Below are 22,501 nucleotides of genomic sequence, written 5' to 3' on the forward strand. Positions count from 1 at the left end.
ATGCAATCCAGACGGTTCTTCATGTGCGGATGCCTCGGCACGTTTGCAGCCTGTTCGTTGTTCCCGGGCGTGACGAATGCGCGGATGATCGACCTGCTGCCGCCGTCCGATCCCGTCGACGGCAAGACGTTCCGCGTGATCTGCCTGCACGACGTGCGCGACAACCTGCTGTCGACGTTCGCCACGTCGACGATGGTCGATCCGTACGCGGTCGATACCGGTACGCTCACCGCCATCTTCTCGTGGCTGCAGACCAACAACTATCACACCGTCACGGTCAAGCAGATCGAGGCGTCGCGGCACGGCGGCAAGCCGCTGCCGCCGCGCGCGGTGCTGCTCACGTTCGACGACGGCTACCGCAGCCACTACACGAAAGTCCTGCCGCTGCTCGAGCGCTTCAAGTATCCGGCCGTGATGGGCATCGTCACCGCGTGGATCGACGCGCCGCCGGATACGCCGATCCGCATCAGCGACCGGATCCAGATGCCGCGCGACTACTTCATGTCGTGGGACGAGGTGCAGAAGGTCGGCAAGTCGAATCTCGTCGAGCTCGCGTGCCACACGCACAACCTCCATCACGGCGCGGTCGCGAATCCGCAGGGCAACGAGTTGCCGGCCACCACGTCGCACCTGTACCTCCAGAACGAGAAGCGCTATGAAACCGATGCGGAGTTCGAAGCCCGCGTGCATGACGACCTTCAGACATGCGTGCGGCAGATTCGCGAACGCACCGGCATCGTCGCACGCTCGATGGTCTGGCCATACGGCGCGGAAAACCAGCCCGTGCGCAAGATTTCGACGTCGCTCGGCATGGACATCCAGTTCAGCCTCGACGCCGGCCCGAATACGCCGGACGTGCCGCTCGACCGGCTGCGGCGGATCCTGATGATGTACGACGTCGACATCGGCGGGTTCGAGCGGTCGATGCGCGAGCCGGCGACCAACCGCGGCGACGTCGATATCCCCGAGCGCGTCGTGCAGGTCGATCTCGACCAGGTCTACGATCCGGATCCGGGGCGGCAGGAAACGAATCTCGGCAAGCTCATCGAGCGCATCTACCGGATGCAGCCGAAATCGGTGTACCTGCAGGCGTTCGCCGATCCGAAGGGCACGGGCGTCGCGGAATCGCTGTACTTCCCGAACCGGCACCTGCCGATGCGTGGCGACCTGTTCTCGCGCGCCGCGTGGCAGCTCAACACGCGCGCCAACGTGCAGGTGTACGCATGGATGCCGGTGCTGGCGTTCCGCCCGCCGCCCGACAAGCATCGCGGGCTCGAGGCCGTCAGCGCGTACGGCGGCGCGCCTACGCGCGAAAACGGCTCGCGCGTGTACCGGCTGAGCCCGTTCGATCCGCAAGCGCGGCTGATGATCGAGCAGATCTACGAGGATCTCGGCAAGTACGCGTCGTTCAACGGCATCCTGTTCAGCGACGACGCCGTGCTCGACGATTACGAGGATGCGGGCCGGCACGCGCTGAGCACGTATGCGCAGTGGGGGCTGCCGGCCGACATCGGCAAGATCCGCGCGACGCCGGACCTGATGAGCCGCTGGACGCGGCAGAAGACGCGCTACCTGATCGAGCTGACGCGCCAGCTCGAGCAGATCGTGCTCGCGAACCAGAACGCGGGCGACGTGCTGACCGCGCGCAACATCTTCGCGCTGCCGGTGCTGAAGCCCGAGTCCGAAGCATGGTACGCGCAGAACTACGACGATTTCCTCGCCACCTACGACTTCGTCGCGCTGATGGCGATGCCGTACATGGAACAGGCACCGGACCCCCAGCGCTGGATGGACCAGCTCGTCGGCGCCGTCCGCGCGAAACAGCGCGGCCTCGCGCGCACAGTGTTCGAACTGCAGTCGTACGACTGGCGCGAGCGCAAGGACATTTCCGGCAGCGCGCTGATCGCGCAGATGCGGCGGCTGCGCAGCAAGGGCGCGGTGAACTTCGGCTACTACCCGGACAAGTTCCTGAACAACCAGCCGGATCTCGACACGATGCGCGACGTGATGTCGCTGAAGTCGCGTCTCGATCCGACGTCGATCAACGCGCTGATGCAGATGCAGCGTCCGCAAGGAACGAAGACACCATGACGACCCACGGCATCATCCAGCACCTGCAGGATTTCGTCTTCTACTACCCGTTCTTCATGTCGTATCTGTGGATGATCGGCGGCGTCGTGCACTACTTCCTGCTCGAAGAGGGCCGCGTGCTGTCGACGCGGACGATCGCGTCGAGCGGCATCCCGAAGATCTCGATCGTCGTGCCCTGCTTCAACGAAGCCGCGAACGCGCGCGCCGTGATCGGCCACCTGAACGCGATGCAGTACCCGAACTACGACATCATCGCGGTCAACGACGGCAGCAAGGATCGCACCGGCGAGATCCTCAACGAGCTGGCCGTGGAGATCCCGCGGCTGCTCGTGATCCATCATGCGCGCAACGAAGGCAAGGCGGTCGGGCTCACGACCGCGGCGGCCGTATCGAACGCGGAATACCTGCTGTGCATCGACGGCGATTCGCTGCTCGCGCACGACGCGATCGGCTGGATGCTCGAGCACTTCCTGACCGACCCCGGCGTCGGCGCCGTGACCGGCAACCCGCGCATCCGCACGCGCACGTCGCTGCTCGGCCGCATGCAGGTCGGCGAATTCTCGTCGATCGTCGGGCTGATCAAGCGCACGCAGCAGGTGTACGGCCGCATCTTCACGGTGTCGGGCGTCATCACGATGTTCCGCAAGACCGCGCTCGCCGACGTCGGCTACTGGAGCTCGGACATGCTGACCGAGGACATCGACATCAGCTGGAAGCTGCAGTGCCGCGACTGGCGCGTTGTATACGAACCGCACGCGCTGAGCTGGATCCTGATGCCCGAAACGGTGAAGGGGCTGTACCGGCAGCGGCTGCGCTGGGCGAAAGGCGGCATCCAGGTGCTGATGAAGTATGCGGGCACGCTCGCACGGCCGACGCAGATGATGATGTGGCCGCTGTTCGTCGAATACCTGATCGGCATCGCGTGGGCCTACTCGATGTCGTTCATCCTGCTGCTCGCGCTCGTCGATGTCTTCCATCCGTTGCCGCTGGACTGGCACGTATCGGTCGTGCCGCACTGGCACGGGATGCTGCTGGTCGCCACCTGCATCCTGCAGTTGATCATCGGTAGCATGATCGACCGTCGTTACGACGAAAAACTCCTGATGTATTTCCTGGACACCGTCTGGTATCCCGTGGCCTTCTGGCTGATCAGCATGATCACCACCGTCGTCGCCCTGCCCGCCGTCGTATTGCGGGGCCGCGGCAAGCGGGCCGTATGGGTCAGCCCCGACCGAGGCATTCAACATGAAGAACGCACCGATTATTGACCTTTCCCTGCGCACGCCGCGCGAAATGATCGCCGAGCGCGGCCGCATCATCGGGCTCGTGCTGGTCGGCTGGTTCCGCCTCGTGCGACCCGCGCTGGTGGGCGCTGTGTGGGCATCGATCTGCATCTACACGTACCGCTACCTGCTGCCGTTCAACGAGGCCGAGATGCCGATCGAACAGATCGTGTTCTACGCGACCTGCATCGCGATCATCGCGGGCACGACCGTCACGTGGCTGATCGCGGGGCGCGTCGTGCATCCGCTCGCGTACCGGCTGCGCGTGTCGAAGATGCTGCGGCGCTCGGCCAGCGCGAAGGTGCGCGCGGTGCCGCCGACCGCGCTGGCCGGCGCCCGCCGGCGCGGCGCGCGGCGCACGACGCGCATTCTCGTCGCGTCGCACGACGCGAACGGGTCGATTTCCGGCATCGAATGGGTAGCCCATGCGGGGCCGCCGCCCCGCGAGTAGGTCAGCGGAGACGCGCCGCCGCGCACGGGACGGCATCCGTGCAGCGCGGCGCCGCTCCTGACGCCGCGCTGCCGTGCATCGCCGGCAGGCCGGCAACTTCTTGTGGACGAGGTGAATCATGTGCGGAATCGTCGGAGCAAGCGGCATCGGCAATCAGGTGCCGCAACTGGTCAATGCGCTGAGCCGGCTCGAGTATCGCGGCTACGATTCGTGCGGCATCGCCGTGCAAGGCAACGGACGCCTGCTCAGCGAACGCACGCTGCGGCGCGTGACGGACCTGCAGGATCGCGTGCTGACGCTCGGTCTCGAAGCGCAGACCTGCATCGCGCATACGCGCTGGGCGACGCACGGCGCGCCGTCGGAAATGAACGCGCATCCGATCATGTCGGGCGACACCATCGCGGTCGTGCACAACGGCATCATCGAGAACCACGACGCGCTGCGCGCCGAGTTGCGGCAGCGCGGCTACGCGTTTCGCGGCGAAACCGACACCGAGGTGATCGCGCACCTGATCCACAGCCTCTATCGCGACGACCTGTTCGACGCCGTCATGCGCGCCGTCAAGCGGCTGCACGGCGCGTACGCGATCGCGGTGCTGAGCGCGCGCGAGCCGCAGCGCCTCGTCGCCGCGCGCGCCGGCTCGCCGCTCGTGATCGGCATCGGCGCCGAACAAAACTACCTCGCGTCGGACTGCGCGGCGCTCGGCGACCTGACCGACCGCTTCGTCTACCTGGAAGACGGCGACGTCGCGCTGATCACGCCGGAGCGCATCGCCGTGGTCGACTCGGGCGGGCACGAAGCGCAGCGCCCGCTGTGCCAGGTGAAGGCGCGCGACGGCGACGCCGCGCTCGGCCCGTACCAGCACTTCATGCAGAAGGAGATCTTCGAGCAGCCGAAGGCGATCGCCAGCACGCTCGACGGCATCGACACGATCTCGCCGGCGCTGTTCGACGAGAGCGAAAGCACGCGCGCGCTGCTGTCGCGCGTTCGGAGCGTGCTGCTGCTCGGCTGTGGCACCAGCTACTATGCGGGCCTGACCGCGAAGTACTGGCTCGAAAGCATCGCGGGCGTGCCCGCGCAGGTCGAGATCGCCAGCGAATTCCGCTACCGCGACACCGTGGCCGATCCGCGCACGCTCGTCGTCGGCATTTCGCAGTCGGGCGAGACGGCCGACACGATCGGCGCGATCGCGCGTGCGCGCGAGATGGGCCAGGATCTGTCGATGGCGATCTGCAACGTGGCGACCAGCACGATCGCGCGCAACGCGCCGCTGCGGTTCCTGACGCGGGCCGGGATCGAGCTGGGCGTCGCATCGACCAAGGCGTTCACGACGCAGCTCGTCGCGCTGTTCGTGCTGACGCTGACGCTCGCGCAATTGCGCGGCCGGCTCGACGCCGCGCAGGTCGCGATGCACCTGAAGCAGTTGCACGCGCTGCCCGAGCGCATCGGCCACGCGCTCGCGCTGGAAACGCAGATCATGGGCTGGGCCGCGAAGTTCGCGCGCACCGAGAACGCGCTGTTCCTCGGGCGCGGCATCCATTTTCCGATCGCGATGGAAGGCGCGCTGAAGCTCAAGGAGGTGTCATACATCCACGCGGAAGGCTATCCGGCCGGCGAACTGAAGCACGGCCCGCTCGCGCTCGTCACGAGCGCGATGCCGGTCGTCACGATCGCGCCGGACGACCGCCTGTTCCAGAAGCTGAAGTCCAACATGGCCGAGGTGCGCGCGCGCGGCGGGCGGCTCTACGTGCTCGCCGGCAACCAGCTCGCGATCGACGCGGATCGCGATACGCACCTGATCCGCGTGCGCGATTCGGGCGACCTGCTGTCGCCAATCGTCAACGTGATCCCGCTGCAGTTGCTCGCGTATCACGTCGGCTGCACGCGCGGCGCCGACGTCGACAAGCCGCGCAATCTCGCGAAATCGGTGACCGTCGAATGACGGGGCGAACGCGCGCGGCGCAGGCGGGCACGCAGCCGAGCGCGGCTCGCCGCGTCGCGGCTGCGTTCTGCGGCGCGTGCTGCGTCGTCGCGACACTGCCGTCGGCGCTGACCGCCGCGCCCGTCGTGCATACGGTCACCGTGCAGGGCCCGGCAGCGCCGCAGGAGACCGGCGACTCGCGGCGCTTCATGCACGGCATCGGCGTGGCCGATGCGGGCAACGGCAAACGCTGGGTGTTCTTCAGCAGTTCGGGCATCGTGCCGCGCGGCGCGATGCGCAACGGCAACTGGCCGCACGACGTGTACGTCGGCGAGTGGCTGCCCGGCAAGCCGCACCTGCTGCACGTCCGACCGTTCATCAGCCGCCCCGAGGCGCAGGAGCCCGTGTCGATCGCGCAGAACGCGCGCGGCGACATCTTCGTCACGTTCGAGGACGGCTGGAACGCGCCGCAGGAAGTCAGCCAGCGCTACGGCGTCTACCGCCGCGACCTGAAGCCCGTCAAGCCCTACCCGAACGACGTCGAGCCGGGCGGCCACTCGGGGCATGTCGCAACGGCGGGCGAACGCTTCGTCGTGTTCTATTCCGCCGACTGGATCGACGGCGGCGGCGTCGACAACCTCGGCACCGGCAACGGCGTCTACCTGAAGACCTACGATGCGGCCGGGCGCGAGCTGAACCATGTCGCGGTCGCGCCGCACCGCCGCGAGTGGTGGCCCGTGGTCGCCGGTTCGCCGCGCAACGCGCTGCTCGTCTGGCAGAAATTCATCGAAGGCAGCACGGACGCGACGCTCGAATACGCAATGTTCGATCCGGTCACGGCGAAGCTCGACAAGCTCGGGGCGCTGAACGGTGCGATCCGGTACTACGTGTACTCGTCGGCCTACGTGCCGGCGATCGACCGCTTCATCGTCGTCACGACGACGGCGGACGATCGCGGCGTCGCGATGCTGATCGACCCGAACGGCCGCCGCACGGCGACGCTCGACTGCCTGCCGGCGTCGGTGCGCGAATCCGGCATCGGTGTCTCCGGCACGCGTGCGTACGTGCCGACCCGCGACGGGCGGCTGCTGACGCTGGCACTTGCGCCGGCGGACATTTCGGTGAGCGGCGCGCAGCGCTCGCCGATTCCGTGGGGCACGACGGGCATTGCCGGTTTCCCGGCGCAAGGCGCGGCGATGCATTTCGTGTCGCTGACACCGTCGGGCGCGCGCGAAACCGATTTCGAACCGCAGCGGGACACGCCGTTGTCGAAGAACGAAGTGCCGTGCGCGAATCATTGACGGTGGTCCGGTAACGGCAATGTCGTGAACGCTGGCAGTGCGCATGTCCGCCACCCTGCCCTTCGTTTCCCCCTGCCCAAACCGCGCTGCGACAACGCCAGGCCGCCTGGTAGCCGGACACGCTGTTGCGGGCCTGCCCGACCGTGGCCGCCCAACCTTTCCCGCGCCGAAGTCGCCAGCGCCGCGCGTACCGGATAGACTGTCGCCCGATTCCTTCCATCGGCCGCGGCTTGCGCGTCCTGCCGCCGCCGGAACGCCCCTTCCCGGAGAACGAATGCTGAAGCGCCAGTGGTTTTCGCTTGTGCTGCTGACGGTTTGCCTGATCGGACAACGCGCGTCGGCCCAGTCCACGCTCCAACTCGACACCGACGGCACAGCCCGCGCCCTGACGCGGCAGACGCTGCTCGCGCGCCCCGATGCGACGGAGATCCATGTGCCGCGCGACATCGCGTACGGCCGGCCGATGACGTTCCGCGCCGTGCCGTTCGCCGCGCTGCTCGGCGACACGCCGCTGCCGGCCGACGGCGTGCTCGAAACGCGCGCGGCCGACGGCTTCGCCGCGCAACTGCCGCTCGATCTCGTGCGCCGCCGCGCGCCGGCCGGCGCCGTCGCATGGCTCGCGATCGAGGATTCGGCCCATCCGTGGCCGAAGCTGCCCGGCAAGCAGGTCAGCGCGGGGCCGTTCTATCTCGTGTGGCTCGGGCCGGACGCGTCGTCGGTGCGCGGCGAGCAGTGGCCTTACCAGATCGTGCGCGTCACGATCGAATCGTCGCCGGTTGCGCGCTGGCCGTCGCTCGCCGTCGATCCGGCGTTGCCAGCAAGCGATCCGGCCCGCGCGGGCCAACACCTGTTCGTCACGCAATGCCTCGCGTGCCACCGCGTCGACGGTGCGGGCAGCAGCCATGCCGGCCCCGACCTGAACGCACCGATGAATCCGGTCGACTACTTCCAGCCCGCCGCGCTGCGCCGCTACATCCGCAACCCGGCGTCGGTGCGCGACTGGCCAGGCCGGAGCATGCCGGCGTTTCCGCCCGATCAGTTGAGCGATCGGGAACTCGACCAGATCGTCGCGTATCTCGCGTATATGGCGCGGCGCAAGGCGGGCAAGTAACAGGCAACCAAAGGAACGTTGATGACGTCAGGCGACACGCTGTTCACCATCGCATCGATCGGGGCCGCGCAGACGCATCCGCTCAGGGCAATGGTCCTGCTGAACGGCGATCTGAACGCGTGCGAACTGCCCGGCGATCATGCGCCGACGACACTGCACGTCGGCGTACTCGACCGCACGGGCGTCGTCGCCGTCGCGTCGCTTTGCGAGGAACCGCGCGACGACGATCATGCGCGGCCAGCGTGGCGACTTCGCGGGATGGCTGTCCACCCTGCCGTTCGCGGCATGGGTTTCGGGCGCGTGCTGGTACAGGTCTGTGTGCGGCACGCGGACGAACGTGGTGCCGCACTCGTGTGGTGTACGGCACGCGAAACGGCGTACCGGTTCTACGAGAAGCTCGGCTTTGCGGCCGACGGCGCGCCGGTGACGATGCCGGGGCGCACCGATACCGCGTTCCATGTAATGCGGCGATACATCGATCGGCACTCGCCGCCTGCCTGAAGCGGACCGCGCGCTTCCATCATCAGGCGAGAATCGGCGCGGCCCGGCGAACACCCGCCCGCCGAACCGCCTTCGTCACGCTCACGCTTCCTGCGCGCTCCGCAGCACCGCGCGCAACAACACGTCGGCACCCGCCGCCGCCCATTCGGGCGTAATCGCTTCGGCCTCGTTGTGGCTCAGCCCGTCGACGCACGGCACGAAGATCATCCCGGTCGGCGCGACGCGCGCGACGTAGCACGCGTCATGCCCCGCACCGGACACGATATCCATGTGCGACAGCCCGAGCGCTACCGCTGCGTCGCGCACCGCGTCGATGCAGCGCGGCGCGAACGGGATCGGCGGGTACTTGAAGATCTGCTCGATCTGCGCGCCGAGGCCGGTCTCGTCCACCACGCCGGAGAGCTCCGCGCGCAGCGCCGCGTCCAGCTCGTCGAGCACCGCATCGTCGGGGTGCCGAAACTCGACCGTGAAGAAGCAGCCGCCCGGCACCGTGTTGCGCGAATTCGGCCGCGCTTCGATCATCCCGACCGTCGCGCGCGCGTACGGTGCGTAACGGCGGCCGAGCACGTCGATGAACGAGATCATCCTCGCGGCGCCGACCAGCGCATCGCGACGGAATTCCATCGGCGTCGTGCCCGCGTGCGCATCGACACCGGTGAGCGTCACCTCGTACCAGCGCTGCCCCTGCCCGGCCGTCACGACGCCGATCGTCTTGCCGGCCCGTTCGAGAATCGCGCCCTGTTCGATATGCAGTTCGTACGCGGCGTGCACCGGATAACCGCCGACGGGCTCGGCGCCCGCGTAGCCGATCCGCTCCAGTTCCTCGCCGATCGTCCTGCCCGCGCTGTCGGTGCGCGACAGCCCGTAGTCGAGCGTATAGACGCCCGCGAACACGCCGGCCGAGATCATCGCCGGCGCGAAGCGCGAACCTTCCTCGTTGGTCCAGATCACGACGTCGATCGGGCGTTCGGTTTCGATGCCCGCGTCGTTCAGCGCGCGCACGACCTCGAGCCCGCCGAGCACGCCGTAAATGCCGTCGTAGCGGCCGCCCGTCGGCTGCGAATCGGCATGCGAGCCCGTCAGCACCGGCGCGGCATCGGGATTGCGGCCCGCGCGGCGCGCAAACACGTTGCCCATCCGGTCCACGCGCACCGTGCAGCCGGCGTCGCGCGCCCACTGCACGAACAGGTCGCGCGACTCGCGATCGAGATCGGTCAGCGCGAGACGGCAGACGCCGCCCTTCGGCGTCGCGCCGATCTGCGCCATCCGCTCGAGCGACGCCCACAGGCGATCGCTGTCGACGCGCGGCGCATTCACGTTGTCGTCACGCATCGCCGTTCTCCGGCGCGCTCTGCAGTGCGTAGCGGAAATCGCAGCGCTTGCCGCCCTGCATGATCGTGCTCGTGCGCGTCAGCGCGATGTTCGGCGCATAGCCCTGGATGAAATAGCTGTCACGCGCGCAGCTCAGCAGGTGGCCGATTTCGCCGAGCCCCATCGCGTGATACATCTCCGCGTAGCTGCAGCGATGCACGTCGTAGTCGTAGTGCGCGTCGTCCGCGCGCCGCACCTCGACATCGAGCGCATCGTCCTTCTCCCAAAGCACCTGCAGCGCGATGAACGACTTCACGCTCGTGCCGCCAGGCTCCTGCGCGGCGAACGTGCGGCCCGCGTCGACGGCCGCGCCGCGCACGGCTTCCGCGATCACGGCCTGCGCGCGCTCGGCGCCGAACTCACGCTTCATGATCTCGTAGATCGGCTTGATGATTTCCGCTTCGATGCGGCGCCGCGCGAGGATTCCGAGGCGCGTGTCCTCGGGTGCGGCGGCGGATGCCTGGGTCGGGTCGGTCATGGGGTCGTCTCCTTGCGTCGTTTATTTCGTTGCGGTGCGCGAGCCGCCGAGCACGTCCACGACGCTCCACTTGCCGCCACGCACCTGGTAGATCGTGAAGGCCGGGTCCTTCAGGTTGCCTTCGCCGTCGAACGCGATCCGGCCCGTCACGCCGGGCCGGTCGATCGCGCGGACCGCCGCGACCAGCTTCGCCGGTTGCGTCGTGCCGGCCTTCTGCGCGGCCGCGATCAGCGTGGCCGCCGCGTCGTACGCGAACGGTGCATGCAGTTCGATCGGTGCGCGGAAGCGCGCCTGGTACTGCGTGTCGAACGCGTTGCCGCCCGGCATCCGGTCGAGCGGCAGGCCCGGTTCGAGCGCCGTGACGCCGTCGCCGTCCTTGCCCGCGAGCGACAGGAAGGTCTGGCTCACGAAGCCGCCCGCGCCGAGCAGCGGCGCGTTCACGCCGAGCTGGCGCATCCGGCGCGCGATCGGCGCGGCCTGCGCATCGAGGCCGCCGAAGAACACGAGATCCGCGCGCTTGCCCTTGATCGCGGTCAGCACGCCGCTGAAGTCGGTCGTCTTGTCGTTCACGTACTGGCGATCGACGATCGCGCCGCCGTTCGCCTGCACGCCCTTGATGAACTGGTCGGCCAGTCCCGCGCCGAACGACGTGCGATCGTCGATCACCGCGATGCGCTTCGCCTTCAGCGTCTTCACCGCATACGCGCCGGTGAAGTTGCCGCCCGCATCGTCGTGACCCATGATGCGGAAGGCCGTCGCGTAGCCCTGCTGCGTGTATTGATGGCCGGTGGAAGCCGGCGCGATCTGCGGGATGCCCGCGTCGCGGTAGACGCGCGACGCCGGCACGCTGCAGCCGGTGTTCCAGTGACCGACGACGCCGATCACGTGCTGGTCGACGAGCTGCTGCGCGACCGCGACGGCCGTGCGCGGATCGGACTGGTCGTCGGCCGCGACGAGCTTGTAGACCACCGGCTTGCCGCCGATGGTCGGATGCTTGGCATTCGCGTCGTCGATCGCGAGTTGCGCGCCGTTCTGCAAGTCCTTGCCGATACGTGCGGACGGGCCGGTGAGCGGCGCGGCGAGACCGATCAGGACCGTCTGCGGCGCGGACTGCGCGAACGCGGGAACGGAAGCGACCAGGGCGGCCGCCGAGAAAACGAGGCTGGCGTGAAGGAAGGCGATTTTCATGTGCGGGGGATCGGTGACTCGGGTCAAAACATGAAAAATATTAAATATTCAGCACCCAAACCCCAAATACCCAATTGTTGGATGCTTATGCCGTTCTCGACACATTAACTCAACGCATTGTAAATACAAGACATTTTATTGTTGTCGCTTACCCTGATTTTTCGATAAAATTCGATACATGAAAAATATCGAACAATTGCCGCACGATCCGCCGTTGCGCGCAGTGCGTGCGTTCGAAGCGTTTGCACGCCTCGGGTCGGTCACCGCGGCGGCGGGCGAACTCGACATCACGCCGTCGGCGGTCAGCCATCAACTGCAACTGCTCGAAGCGTTCATCCAGACGCCGCTGACGGTGCGCGAGGGCCGGCTGCTCGCACTCACCGACGAAGGGCGCGACTACTACCGCTCGATCAGCGCCGCGTTCTCGGTGCTGCGCAGCGCGACGCGCTTCGTGCGCGACCGCTCGTCGCTGCGGCAGATCACCGTCAGCCTGATTCCGCTGCTCGGCATCGGCTGGTTCATTCCGCGCTTGCATTCGTTCCTGGCCGACAACACGGATGTCGACGTGACCGTGCTGTACGCGCATCACCGCAATTACCGAAGCGATGCGTCGGACCTGTCGATCCGCTTCGGCACCGGCGACTGGCCCGGCTACCGCTGCGAGCGGCTGCTGCCGGGCGCGATGGTGCCGATGTGCAGCCCGTCGTTCCTGAAGCGCCACGGGCCGTTCCGCACGCCGGCCGATCTCGCGCATGCGCCGCTCGTGCACGACGAGGACCGCAGCACGTGGGTCAACTGGCTGCAGGGCGCCGGCGTGCGGCATGTGTCGCATGCGGTGGGGCCGATGTTCGAAGATGGCCAATTGACGCTGAGCGCCGCGCGGGCGGATCTCGGCGCCGCGCTGCTGCGCGCGCCGCTGGTCGAGCGCGAACTGGCGAACGGCGAACTCGTGAAGCTGTTCGATCACGCGCTCGACGACGGGCGCGACTACTACCTGTGCACGCGTGAGGACGCGGACATGCCGGACGGGGCACGGCGGCTGGCGGAGTGGTTGAGGAAGATGGCGGGGATTTGAGCGGGCCCGGCCGCCGCTGCGCCGTCGGTCGACTGATCAGGGAGGCTGCACGCGCATCGGCTATGCCGCAACCTTGCGCTTGCCCGACCGGATAGTCATGATGCGCGAGTCACGTAACGGAGGTTGCAATGAGCAGAATTCCGGTCGATCTGTCGGATGACCAACATGCCGCGTTGACCACCATCGCGGCGATCAAAGGCGGTTCCCAAGCCGAGATCATTCGCGACGCAATCGATGCCTGTATCGCGCAGCACGCGAGGACATCTGTCGACGACGTGTTCGGTCTATGGAAGGGCCGTCCGGTCGCCAGTCAAGAGAGCTTGCGCGCCGAGTGGTAAAGAGGCGCCGACTGTCCGATCGGCGATCTGCGGGCCTGGACTCGATCCGCCATCGCATGCGTCGTTTGATGCCTTCCCGCCCGCACCGCCACGGCAAACATGCCGATTCAATCCGAAGGACACATTCCCCCACGTTCTCACCGGGCGGGCACCCGACCCGCGCCCACCCCACCCAATCAAGGGCCGGAAGCAGATAGAAATTCCCGATGCCCCGGATTGAAACAAGCAATTTCACAAAGTCAGGGTGAACCCGGATACTGGCAACACTCCACTCACCACTGACGCAAAAGGAAACCACCCCATGCCGATCATCAACACCCAAATCAAGCCGTTCAAGGCAACCGCATACCACAACGGCGAGTTCGTGCCCGTTTCCGAAGAGAACTTCAAGGGCAAGTGGTCCGTCGTCGTGTTCTACCCGGCCGACTTCACGTTCGTCTGCCCGACCGAGCTGGGCGACCTCGCCGACCGCTACGCGGAATTCCAGAAACTGGGTGTCGAAATCTACGGCGTGTCGACCGACACGCACTTCACACACAAGGCATGGCACGACACGTCGGACACGATCGGCAAGATCAAGTACCCGATGATCGGCGACCCGACGCTCACGCTGTCGCGCAACTTCGACGTGCTGATCGAGGAAGAAGGGATGGCGCTGCGCGGTACGTTCGTGATCAACCCGGAAGGCGAGATCAAGCTGTGCGAGATCCACGACAACGGCATCGGCCGCGACGCGGGCGAGCTGCTGCGCAAGGTGCAGGCTGCGCAATACATCGCGGCGCACCCGGGTGAAGTGTGCCCGGCCAAGTGGACGCCGGGTGCGGAAACGCTGACCCCGTCGCTCGACCTGATCGGCAAGATCTGACGATCGCGCCGCGCGCCTCGCACGAGGCGTGCGACAGCGGGCCGCCGCATCGCGCGGCCCGCGCCCTCCTCCGGCACGACGTGCCCGACCATAATCATTAATACGGAATCCGAAACGCCATGCTCGACGCCAATCTCAAGAACCAACTGAAAGCGTACCTCGAAAAAATCACGCGCCCGATCGAACTCGTCGCCTCGCTCGACGACAGCGCGAAATCGCAGGAACTGCTGGCGCTGCTGAACGAGATTGCGTCGCTGACGGATCGCGTGACCGTGGCCGAACGCCGCGACGACGCCGAGCGCAAGCCGTCGTTCTCGATCGGCGAGCCCGGCAAGCCGGCCGGCATCCGCTTCGCCGGCATCCCGATGGGCCATGAATTCACGTCGCTCGTGCTTGCGCTGCTGCAGACCGGCGGCCACCCGATCAAGCTTGACGACGACGTGATCGAACAGATCCGCGCGCTCGACGGCGACTACGCGTTCGAGACGTATTTCTCGCTGTCGTGCCAGAACTGCCCGGAAGTCGTGCAGGCGCTGAACGTGATGTCGCTGATCAACCCGCGCATCCGCCACGTCGCGATCGACGGCGCGCTGTTCCAGAATGAAGTCGAGTCGCGCCAGATCATGGCCGTACCGACGATGTTCCTGAACGGCGCATCGTTCGGCCAGGGCCGCAGCAGCGTGAAGGAAATCCTCGCGAAACTCGATACGGGCGCGAGCGAGCGTGCCGCGAAGTCGCTCGAGAACAAGCCGGTGTTCGATACGCTGATCGTCGGCGGCGGCCCGGCAGGCGCGGCCGCGGCCATCTACTCGGCGCGCAAGGGCATCGCGACGGGCGTCGTCGCCGAGCGTTTCGGCGGCCAGGTGCTCGACACGATGGCGATCGAGAACTTCGTGTCGGTGCAGGAAACCGAAGGGCCGAAATTCGCGACCGCGCTCGAGCAGCACGTGAAGCAATACGACGTCGACATCATGGACGTGCAGCGCGCCGACGCGCTGATCCCCGGCGACGTACACCAGATCCGCCTCGCGAACGGCGCGGTGCTGAAGGCGAAGACGATCGTGCTCGCCACCGGCGCGCGCTGGCGCGAAATCAACGTGCCGGGCGAGCGCGAATACCGCAATCGCGGTGTCGCGTACTGCCCGCACTGCGACGGCCCGCTGTTCAAGGGCAAGCGCGTCGCGGTGGTCGGCGGCGGCAACTCGGGCGTCGAGGCCGCGATCGACCTCGCCGGCATCGTGAAGGAAGTCACGCTGATCGAATACGGCGCGCAACTGCGCGCGGACGAAGTGCTGCAGCGCAAGCTGCGCAGCCTGCCGAACGTGACGATCGTCACGCAGGCGCAGACGACCGAGCTGACCGGCGACGGCAGCAAGCTGAACGGGCTCGTCTACAAGGATCTGCGCTCGGGCGAAACGCAACGCATCGATCTCGAAGGCGTGTTCGTGCAGATCGGTCTCGTGCCGAACACCGAATGGCTGAAGGGCACGGTCGAACTGTCGAAGCACGGCGAGATCGTCGTCGATGCCCGCGGCGCGACGTCGGTGCCGGGCGTGTTCGCGGCCGGCGACGTGACGACGGTGCCGTTCAAGCAGATCGTGATCGCGGTCGGCGAAGGCGCGAAAGCATCGCTCGGCGCGTTCGACCACCTGATCCGGCAGGACGTGACGCCGGCGGCAGCCGCTCAGCCGCAGGCCGAAGAAGCGGTCGCCGCGTAACGGACGTCAGCGCATCGTCGCAACGGTTTGTCTCTCTTGGCCCCGCATGCCTTGGTCGGCATGCGGGGTCCTTTTTTTGCATCTTCGTCGAGTGGCGGTGGAACGCAGGTCAAAGCCCCCTTTCGTCGCTACACGGTCGACATCAACCTCACGATTTCCCGCCGCAGATAGTTCGCGGCCGGACCGAGTCGCCGCCCCGCACGCGTGACCACATAGCGATCGAACGAGCGCGCGATCGGATGATCGAGCGGCACCGCGGCGACCTGGCCCGCCGCGATCCTCTCCTGGGCCGCCCCGCGTGTCATGAATGCAACGGCGAGATTCTGCGCCGCAATCGCGACTGCCGTCGAAAACCGGTCGCAGCGGAATGCAGGCACATACGTGCGCCCGATATCGGCGAGGATCGCATCGACATGGGCCTGCAGCCCGAACTCGGCGGGCATGAAGACCAGGCGCTCGTTGGCGAGCGCTTCCATCTTCACCGATTTGCGCGACGCCATCGGATGATCTACCGAGAAGATCGCGCAGATGGGCTCGCTCTGGAACAGGCGCGCGTTCAATGTCGGATCCGTCGTGGCACCGATCGATACGCAGATATCGACCTGATCCTCCCGGGTCATCGACAAGAGCTGCGGAAGCGAACCGGTGCGCAACGCCACGGTGATACCCGGATATTTTTCCAGGAAAGGCTTGAGGACCATCGAGACCAGGCTCGCAACCGCCCCTTCGCCGGCGGCGATCGTGACCTGCCCCCGTTTGAGGCCGCGATATTCGTCGAGCTGCGCACGAAACCGGCGGGCGCTGCGTTCGCAGTCGCGGAAATAATCGACCGCCATCTGCCCCGCTTCCGTCAACTCCATTTTTCGCCCGCGACGGGTCACCAGCGACAGCCTGAGCTCGCGCTCGGCAAGGGCAACCTGCCGACTGATCGTCGACACGTTCACGTCCAGACCGAGCGCTGCCTGACGCATTCCGCCGTACGTTGCGATCGCGACCAGATATTGCAGCGTGCGCTCCGAAAGACTCCGTTCTACCGTATCCAATGCCGGCTCCAGTGTTGCCTTCAATGCAACATTTTCGCAGCGATGGAAGCAACTTTCCAGACGGAATTTCGCCGATACTCCGCCCCGGAGCCGGCCCGGGCAAGCAGACAGCCGCGCCGGACCGAAAACAGGGTGGCTTACCACTCGAGCACATCAACGGAGGAGCAACATGAACGACGCCAGCCGGCCGATCGACGGCACGCGGCAACCGCGCCAGCCCACCCGCGCGCGCGAGGGCAAGGAGCCGATCAGCCCCTATGTGCTGCTGTTCGTCATGCTGGTGGCGGCCGCCATCGCGACCTGGGTCGTGCCGTCAGGCGAGTTTGCGCGAACGGTCAGCAACGGTATCAGCTTCGTCGTTCCGAACAGCCTGAAACCGGTTGCCCGGCACGGCGTGATGCCGGGCGAGATGTTCGTCGCGCTGGCCAAGGGGATGACGACTTCCGCGCCCATCATCTTCCTCATCCTGTTCACCGGCGGCGCACTGGCCGTACTCGAATCGACGGGCGCCGTCCGCAGCGCACTCGCGCTGGTCGCACCGGGGGAGCGCGCACGATCGTACGTCGCCGTCGTCGTCGTTTGCTGCATTTTCTCGCTGCTCGGCACACTCGGCGTGGTGACGAATTCGGTCGTCGCGTTCGTCCCGCTCGGACTCCTGCTCGCGGAGTCGATGCAATTGCCGAAAGAAACCGGCGCCGGCATGATCTATCTCGGCACGTATGCCGGTTTCAACACGGGCATCCTCAATCCGGTAACGACCGGATTGTCGCAGCGCCTGGCCGGCCTGCCGATGTTTTCCGGCATGACGTTCCGGGTGTGCATCTATGTCGCGTTTCTGGCGGCCACCGTCATTTTCCTCGTCGCACGCATCCGTGCCTGTCGAATGAACGACGCGACGGTTTCCGACCCGGCGATCCGGGCGGCCGGTGCCCCGTCGCCCCTGTCCACGCGACGGTTCGACGCCCGGCAACTCGCCGTCGTCGGCATCGTGCTCGTCTGCCTGGCGGTTTTCGTCTACGGTTCGTCCACGCGCAACTGGGCAGAGATCGAAATGATCGCGATGTTTCTCGTCATGGCGATCGCCGCCGGGATCGTGAGCGGCATGCGCCCGGGCTCGATCGCGGACACGTTCCTCCACGGCTGCGGCGGGCTCGTCAAGGGCGCGCTCGTGGTCGGCATGGCGCGGGCCATCTCGATCGTGCTCGGCGACGGCAGAATCATGGACCCGATCGTCAACACGCTCGCCGGCATGCTCGCACCCCTCGATTCCACACTGGCCGCGATCTGCATGTTCCTGAGCGCCGCGCTGATACATGTCGGCATCTCGTCCGGGTCCGGCGAATCGGCGGTGCTCGTCCCGATCTTCGCGCCGCTTGGCGACACGTTGCACCTGACCCGACAGGTCACGGTGCAGGCCGTGCTGCTCGGCGAAGGCTTCATCAACTGCTTCAACCCGACTTCCGGTGTCCTGATGGCTGTCCTCGCAACGTCCGGCATCCCGTACTTCAAGTGGGTACGTTTCGTCATGCCGCTGCTGATTGCCTGGTTCGCCATCTGCATCGTCGCCATCGCGACCGGCGTCGCGATGCATTGGGGCCCCTTCTAGTCAGCCGCATTTTTCCTGGACCGCACATGCTATTACCCGACCTCAGTTCCATCCACGATCTGCAGCCGCTTGCCGACGACATGCGCAGGCTGCGCTATACGCTGCATTGCTGCCCCGAACTGGCATTCGAGGAAGTGCAGACGGCTGAAATCGTCGCAAGTCGCCTGAAGGAATATGGCTATTCGGTCGCGACAGGGATTGCCGGCACCGGCGTGGTCGGCACGCTGCGGCGGGGTTCGAGCGAACGTCGTATCGGAATCCGCGCCGACATGGACGCGCTGCCGATCGACGAACGCAATACGTTCGGTCACAAGAGCCTCCACCCGGGACGAATGCATGCGTGCGGCCACGACGGTCATACCGCGATGTTGCTCGGCGCGGCCCGACACCTCGCACAACGCGGACAATTCGACGGCACCGTGCATCTGATCTTCCAGCCGGCCGAGGAACGCGGATTCGACAGCGGGGCCAAGCGCATGGTCGAGCAAGGGCTCTTCACGCGCTTTCCCTGCGACGCGGTGTTCGCCATGCACAACCATCCGGGCGCGCCGGCGGGCACGTTCATGTTCCGCAAGGGGCATTTCATGGCCGCGGGCGACCGCGTCTTCGTGAAGGTCATCGGCAAGGGCGGGCACGCTGCCCGCCCGCACCTGGCCAACGATCCGATCGTCGCGGCTGGCAGTATCGTGATGGCATTGCAGACCGTCGTTTCGCGCAACGTCGATCCGACGCAGTCCGCGGTCGTGACGATCGGCAAGATCGCCGGAGGATCGGCCCCGAACGTGATTCCGGGCGAAGTCGAGTTGAGCATCAGCGTCCGGTCGTTCGACGCGGATGTCCGCCGGATGCTGAAGGAAAGAATCACCGCGCTCGTGCACGCGCAGGCCGACAGTTACGGCCTCCGTGCCGTCGTCGATTATGTGGAAGGCTACCCGGTAGTGACGAACGCCGAAGCCGAAACCGAGCTTGCGATCGAAGTCGCGAAAGAGCTGGTTGGCGAGGCGCGCGTGACGGAACAGATGGCTCCGTTGATGGGCAGCGAGGACTTTGCCTACATGTTACAGGCCTGCCCCGGCGCATTCCTGCGGATCGGCAATGGACCGACCGACGGCGGGAACACGCTGCATAGCGCGACCTACGACTTCAACGACGAAAACCTGGTAGTCGGTTCCGCTTTCTGGGCCAGACTGGTGGAACGATATCTACCCGTCGCATGAACGATCCATGGCAGCCGCGCGGGACCGCTCGCGCGACGGCCCGTCGTCCCGCCCCCTTTCCACACCGCCGCCGACATCACTTCGCGTTGGCGGCCGGGTTGCCGGTCGGCGAATTGAGACTGCTCGACTGCCTGACCAGTTGCTCGGTCATCGCGGCGGCCACCGGGTTCGCGCCCGACGACGAACCGCCCTGCCGAGTCGAACCGGAACTCGCCGACATCGACGACACCGGTGGTGGCGGCAACGACGGGTCGAGCTTCGCCGATTCCCTGACGAGCGCGGCCGTCTCCGGCGTTTCGGATTTGGTTGCGGATTTCGTTGCGGCAGGCGCTGCGGCCGCGTGGCGTTCGAGGCCGTCGCGCTTGCGCGGTGCGCGTTGCGTGACCTGCGCCGGCGCGGCCGGCTGTGCCGGTTGCGCGGCCGGCGGGGTCGAATCCTGCGCATCGACCGTCACGACGTTGACCTTCGGCGGCGGCGCGCTCGGTTTCGTCACCGGCTGCGCTTTCTCGCTGACAACCGGAACGGCGGGGACAGATGTAGGCGCGGCGCTGACGCGCGCGGGTGCTGCCGGTGCAGGCGCCGGCGCGGTCACTGGTGCGGATGGCGGCGGCGGAACAGCCGCCTGTTTCGGTGTCGTATCGGGATGGGCTGCCGTCGCGGCAGCCGGTGCCGGCGGCGCGATGGCGCCCTGCACCGCGTGATCGTTGTTCGCGGGCGCCGCGGCAACCGGCGCGGCCGAATCGCCGATGCCGGCGTCTTCGATCGCACGGTGGTCCGCACGCAGGAGCATCACGTATCCAGTGCCGGCAGCGGCTACCAGGAGCCCTCCGGCAATCATCAAGGTCTTGCGGGTACTCGTCATGCTTGCTCACCGATCATATCGACGTGAACAAGTCATGATACGCGGCCCTCGGCCGTTGATCCCGCATGAATACATTTGGTTGCATTGATGCCGGCGGCGCGATCGTCAGACGTTTCGGATCCGCTGTTCCGGCACGATCAATGCGCGGCCATTACTCCGGAAACGGCAAATCGGTTTGCCCGTCCGCACGCATGCCGAACGTGTTCAGCGTCATCGCGACGAGCGCGTAGTAGCCGAGCAGCGCAACGAGATTCACGACGGTTTCGTGGCCGAAGCGCGCTTCCGCACGCGCGAACGTCGCGTCGCTGACGCGCCGCGTATCGTACAGCTCGCTCGCGAACGCATGGATCAGCGCGTCGTCGTCCGACTCGAATGCAGGTTCGACGCCGCGCCGGATCGCATCGGCCGTCGCGGCCGGTACACCCGCGTCGAGCGCGATCGGATGGTGGATGTGCCACTCGGCCTGCGAGCGCCAGCGCGCGGCCGTCACGAGAATCGCGAGTTCCGACAGCCGCAGCGGCAGGCCCGTGCGATAGCGGCAGAACGCGCCGAGCTTCTGCGCGTGCTGGGCCAGCTCGGGGCTGGCGATCCAGCCGAGAAACGGCCCGTTCAGGTTGCCGCGCGGGCCGCTGAGAATGTCGGCCAGCACGGCTTTCTGTGCGTCGGTGGCCGACGCAGGGTCGAAGGGTGGCAGTCTGTCTGTCATGGTGATTCCGGTAAGGGTTCAGTGCATCGATGCCGTCACGCGCCGGCCGCAGCAAGCGCCGCGGCAATCGCGCCCGACAGCCGCTCGACGATCGTATCGATCTGCTGCGCGGTGCAGATGAACGGCGGCGCGATCAGGATGTGATCGCCGTGGACGCCGTCGATCGTCCCGCCCATCGGATACACCATCAAGCCGCGCTGCATCGCTTCGCGCTTGACTACCGCGTGCAGCTTCAGCGCGGGATCGAACGTCGCCTTGCTGTCGCGGTCGCGCACGAGCTCGACGCCGACGAACAGCCCGCGGCCGCGCACGTCGCCGATATGCGGATGTGCGCCGTAATACTTGCGCAAAGATGCGCGCAACTGCTCGCCGCGCGCCTTCACGTTGTCGAGCAGCTTCTCTTCGGCGATCACGCGCTGCACTTCGAGCGCGGCCGCGCATGCGGTCGCGTGGCCGAGGTACGTGTGGCCGTGCTGGAAGAAACCCGACCCGTCGACGATCGTCCGGTAGATGCGGTCGCTGACGAGCGTCGCACCGATCGGCTGGTAGCCCGCGCCGAGCCCTTTCGCGATCGTCAGCAGATCGGGCGCGACGCCGTCTTCATCGCACGCGTACAGGTAGCCCGTGCGCCCCATCCCCGACATGATCTCGTCGAGAATCAACAGTACACCGTACTTGTCGCACACCGCGCGAATCTTCTTCAGGTACGTGCGCACCGGCGGCACCGCGCCGGCCGTTGCGCCCACCACCGTTTCCGCGACGAATGCCGCGACGTTTTCCGCGCCGAGTTCGACGATCTTCTGCTCGAGCTCGTCCGCCAGGCGCTGCGCATACGCTTCGTCGGTTTCGCCCGCCTGCTGGTCGCGATACGCATAACACGGGCTCACGTGATGCGCTTCGATCAGCAGCGGCAGGAACGGCTCGCGTCGCCACGCGTTGCCGCCGATCGCGAGCGCGCCGAGTGTGTTGCCGTGATAGCTCTGGCGCCGTGCGATGAAATGGCGGCGCTGCGGCTCGCCCTTCTCGACGAAATACTGGCGCGCGAGCTTCAGCGCGGCCTCGATCGCCTCGGAGCCGCCCGATACGAAATACACGTGTTCGAGGCCGGCCGGTGCGGCGTCGACGAGCCGGTCGGCCAGTTCCTCGGCCACGTCGGTCGTGAAGAACGACGTATGCGCGTACGGCAGTTGCTGCGCTTGGCGCTTGATCGCGTCGATCACGCGCTGGTTGCTGTGGCCGAGACACGAGACGGCCGCGCCGCCGCATGCGTCGATATAGCGTTTGCCGGTCGAGTCGATGATCTCGATGCCGTCGCCTGCGACGGCGACGGGCAAGGTCGCGCGCGGGGCGCGATGGAAAACGGTCGTCATGCGTT

Annotated in this window: 20 protein-coding genes; 13 read left to right on the forward strand and 7 right to left on the reverse strand. The window is 66.7% G+C overall.

What is annotated here, in order from left to right:
* The 7 genes from pgaB to BT264_RS06470 all read left to right on the forward strand — a co-directional run bounded on the left by pgaB (position 1) and on the right by BT264_RS06470 (position 8,659).
* Positions 1-2,091 carry a poly-beta-1,6-N-acetyl-D-glucosamine N-deacetylase PgaB gene (pgaB, locus tag BT264_RS06440; protein ID WP_072436541.1) on the forward strand — a complete coding sequence of 697 codons (2,091 nt, stop codon included), beginning with the start codon at positions 1-3 and terminating at the stop codon, positions 2,089-2,091.
* Complete coding sequence (gene pgaC, locus BT264_RS06445) at positions 2,088-3,359, forward strand: poly-beta-1,6-N-acetyl-D-glucosamine synthase (protein WP_072436540.1); 1,272 nt, start codon at positions 2,088-2,090, stop codon at positions 3,357-3,359. Before pgaB ends, pgaC begins: the two co-directional genes overlap by 4 nt.
* Entirely contained in the window at positions 3,337-3,825 is a 489-nt protein-coding gene (locus BT264_RS06450) for a Biofilm PGA synthesis auxiliary protein PgaD (RefSeq protein ID WP_072436539.1), read from the forward strand. The genes pgaC and BT264_RS06450 overlap by 23 nt, the downstream gene beginning before the upstream one ends.
* A gap of 118 nt (positions 3,826-3,943) precedes the next feature.
* A complete protein-coding gene (glmS, locus tag BT264_RS06455) occupies positions 3,944-5,767 on the forward strand; it encodes a glutamine--fructose-6-phosphate transaminase (isomerizing) (RefSeq protein ID WP_072436538.1) in 1,824 nt (607 codons plus the stop codon).
* Complete coding sequence (locus BT264_RS06460; RefSeq protein ID WP_072436537.1) at positions 5,764-7,047, forward strand: hypothetical protein; 1,284 nt, start codon at positions 5,764-5,766, stop codon at positions 7,045-7,047. Before glmS ends, BT264_RS06460 begins: the two co-directional genes overlap by 4 nt.
* 274 nt (positions 7,048-7,321) lie before the next feature.
* Positions 7,322-8,158 carry a c-type cytochrome gene (locus tag BT264_RS06465; RefSeq protein WP_072436536.1) on the forward strand — a complete coding sequence of 279 codons (837 nt, stop codon included), beginning with the start codon at positions 7,322-7,324 and terminating at the stop codon, positions 8,156-8,158.
* Between the two features lie 21 nt (positions 8,159-8,179).
* Positions 8,180-8,659 carry a GNAT family N-acetyltransferase gene (locus BT264_RS06470; protein WP_072436535.1) on the forward strand — a complete coding sequence of 160 codons (480 nt, stop codon included), beginning with the start codon at positions 8,180-8,182 and terminating at the stop codon, positions 8,657-8,659.
* A gap of 81 nt (positions 8,660-8,740) precedes the next feature.
* Here BT264_RS06470 and BT264_RS06475 read toward each other — a convergent pair whose 3' ends face one another.
* Genes BT264_RS06475 through BT264_RS06485 form a run of 3 tightly spaced genes read right to left on the reverse strand, consistent with a single transcriptional unit; the run spans position 8,741 to position 11,696 of the window.
* A complete protein-coding gene (locus BT264_RS06475; protein ID WP_072436534.1) occupies positions 8,741-9,991 on the reverse strand; it encodes a Zn-dependent hydrolase in 1,251 nt (416 codons plus the stop codon).
* Entirely contained in the window at positions 9,984-10,508 is a 525-nt protein-coding gene (locus tag BT264_RS06480; protein WP_072436533.1) for an L-2-amino-thiazoline-4-carboxylic acid hydrolase, read from the reverse strand. The genes BT264_RS06475 and BT264_RS06480 overlap by 8 nt, the downstream gene beginning before the upstream one ends.
* Before the next feature lie 21 nt (positions 10,509-10,529).
* Entirely contained in the window at positions 10,530-11,696 is a 1,167-nt protein-coding gene (locus BT264_RS06485; RefSeq protein ID WP_072436532.1) for a branched-chain amino acid ABC transporter substrate-binding protein, read from the reverse strand.
* A 178-nt stretch (positions 11,697-11,874) separates the two neighbouring features.
* Here BT264_RS06485 and BT264_RS06490 point away from each other — a divergent pair, with 178 nt between their 5' ends.
* The 4 genes from BT264_RS06490 (at position 11,875) to ahpF (ending at position 15,692) form a co-directional block, all read left to right on the forward strand.
* Entirely contained in the window at positions 11,875-12,771 is an 897-nt protein-coding gene (locus tag BT264_RS06490) for a LysR substrate-binding domain-containing protein (protein WP_072436531.1), read from the forward strand.
* 128 nt (positions 12,772-12,899) lie between these two features.
* Entirely contained in the window at positions 12,900-13,109 is a 210-nt protein-coding gene (locus BT264_RS06495; protein ID WP_072436530.1) for a hypothetical protein, read from the forward strand.
* 301 nt (positions 13,110-13,410) lie between these two features.
* Positions 13,411-13,974 (forward strand): alkyl hydroperoxide reductase subunit C, encoded by a 564-nt coding sequence (gene ahpC, locus BT264_RS06500; RefSeq protein ID WP_034179823.1) that lies wholly within the window; start codon positions 13,411-13,413, stop codon positions 13,972-13,974.
* Between the two features lie 119 nt (positions 13,975-14,093).
* Positions 14,094-15,692, forward strand: coding sequence for an alkyl hydroperoxide reductase subunit F (ahpF, locus tag BT264_RS06505; RefSeq protein WP_072436529.1), 1,599 nt, complete (start codon positions 14,094-14,096; stop codon positions 15,690-15,692).
* Positions 15,693-15,820: 128 nt separating this feature from the next.
* On the opposite strand, the gene BT264_RS06510 is transcribed toward ahpF, so the two are convergent.
* Positions 15,821-16,735, reverse strand: a complete 915-nt coding sequence (locus BT264_RS06510; RefSeq protein WP_072436528.1) for a LysR family transcriptional regulator — start codon at positions 16,733-16,735, stop codon at positions 15,821-15,823.
* Between BT264_RS06510 and BT264_RS06515 the strand changes: the two genes are divergently transcribed.
* Both BT264_RS06515 and BT264_RS06520 read left to right on the forward strand, forming a co-directional pair.
* Positions 16,701-18,341 (forward strand): YfcC family protein, encoded by a 1,641-nt coding sequence (locus tag BT264_RS06515; RefSeq protein WP_256260573.1) that lies wholly within the window; start codon positions 16,701-16,703, stop codon positions 18,339-18,341. The two genes, BT264_RS06510 and BT264_RS06515, sit on opposite strands and share 35 nt — an antisense overlap.
* A gap of 26 nt (positions 18,342-18,367) precedes the next feature.
* Entirely contained in the window at positions 18,368-19,558 is a 1,191-nt protein-coding gene (locus BT264_RS06520) for a M20 aminoacylase family protein (RefSeq protein ID WP_072436526.1), read from the forward strand.
* A gap of 76 nt (positions 19,559-19,634) precedes the next feature.
* Here the strand turns inward: BT264_RS06520 and BT264_RS06525 are convergent, their stop codons facing one another.
* From BT264_RS06525 to BT264_RS06535, 3 genes are all read right to left on the reverse strand, one after another.
* Complete coding sequence (locus tag BT264_RS06525) at positions 19,635-20,420, reverse strand: extensin (RefSeq protein ID WP_072436525.1); 786 nt, start codon at positions 20,418-20,420, stop codon at positions 19,635-19,637.
* Between the two features lie 151 nt (positions 20,421-20,571).
* Positions 20,572-21,126 (reverse strand): carboxymuconolactone decarboxylase family protein, encoded by a 555-nt coding sequence (locus BT264_RS06530; RefSeq protein ID WP_072436524.1) that lies wholly within the window; start codon positions 21,124-21,126, stop codon positions 20,572-20,574.
* Positions 21,127-21,161: 35 nt separating this feature from the next.
* Positions 21,162-22,496 carry an aspartate aminotransferase family protein gene (locus tag BT264_RS06535; RefSeq protein ID WP_072436903.1) on the reverse strand — a complete coding sequence of 445 codons (1,335 nt, stop codon included), beginning with the start codon at positions 22,494-22,496 and terminating at the stop codon, positions 21,162-21,164.
* Positions 22,497-22,501: the final 5 nt, after the last annotated feature.

The sequence above is a fragment of the Burkholderia sp. NFPP32 genome, assembly GCF_900119325.1.
GTDB classification, from domain to species: domain Bacteria; phylum Pseudomonadota; class Gammaproteobacteria; order Burkholderiales; family Burkholderiaceae; genus Burkholderia; species Burkholderia pyrrocinia_C.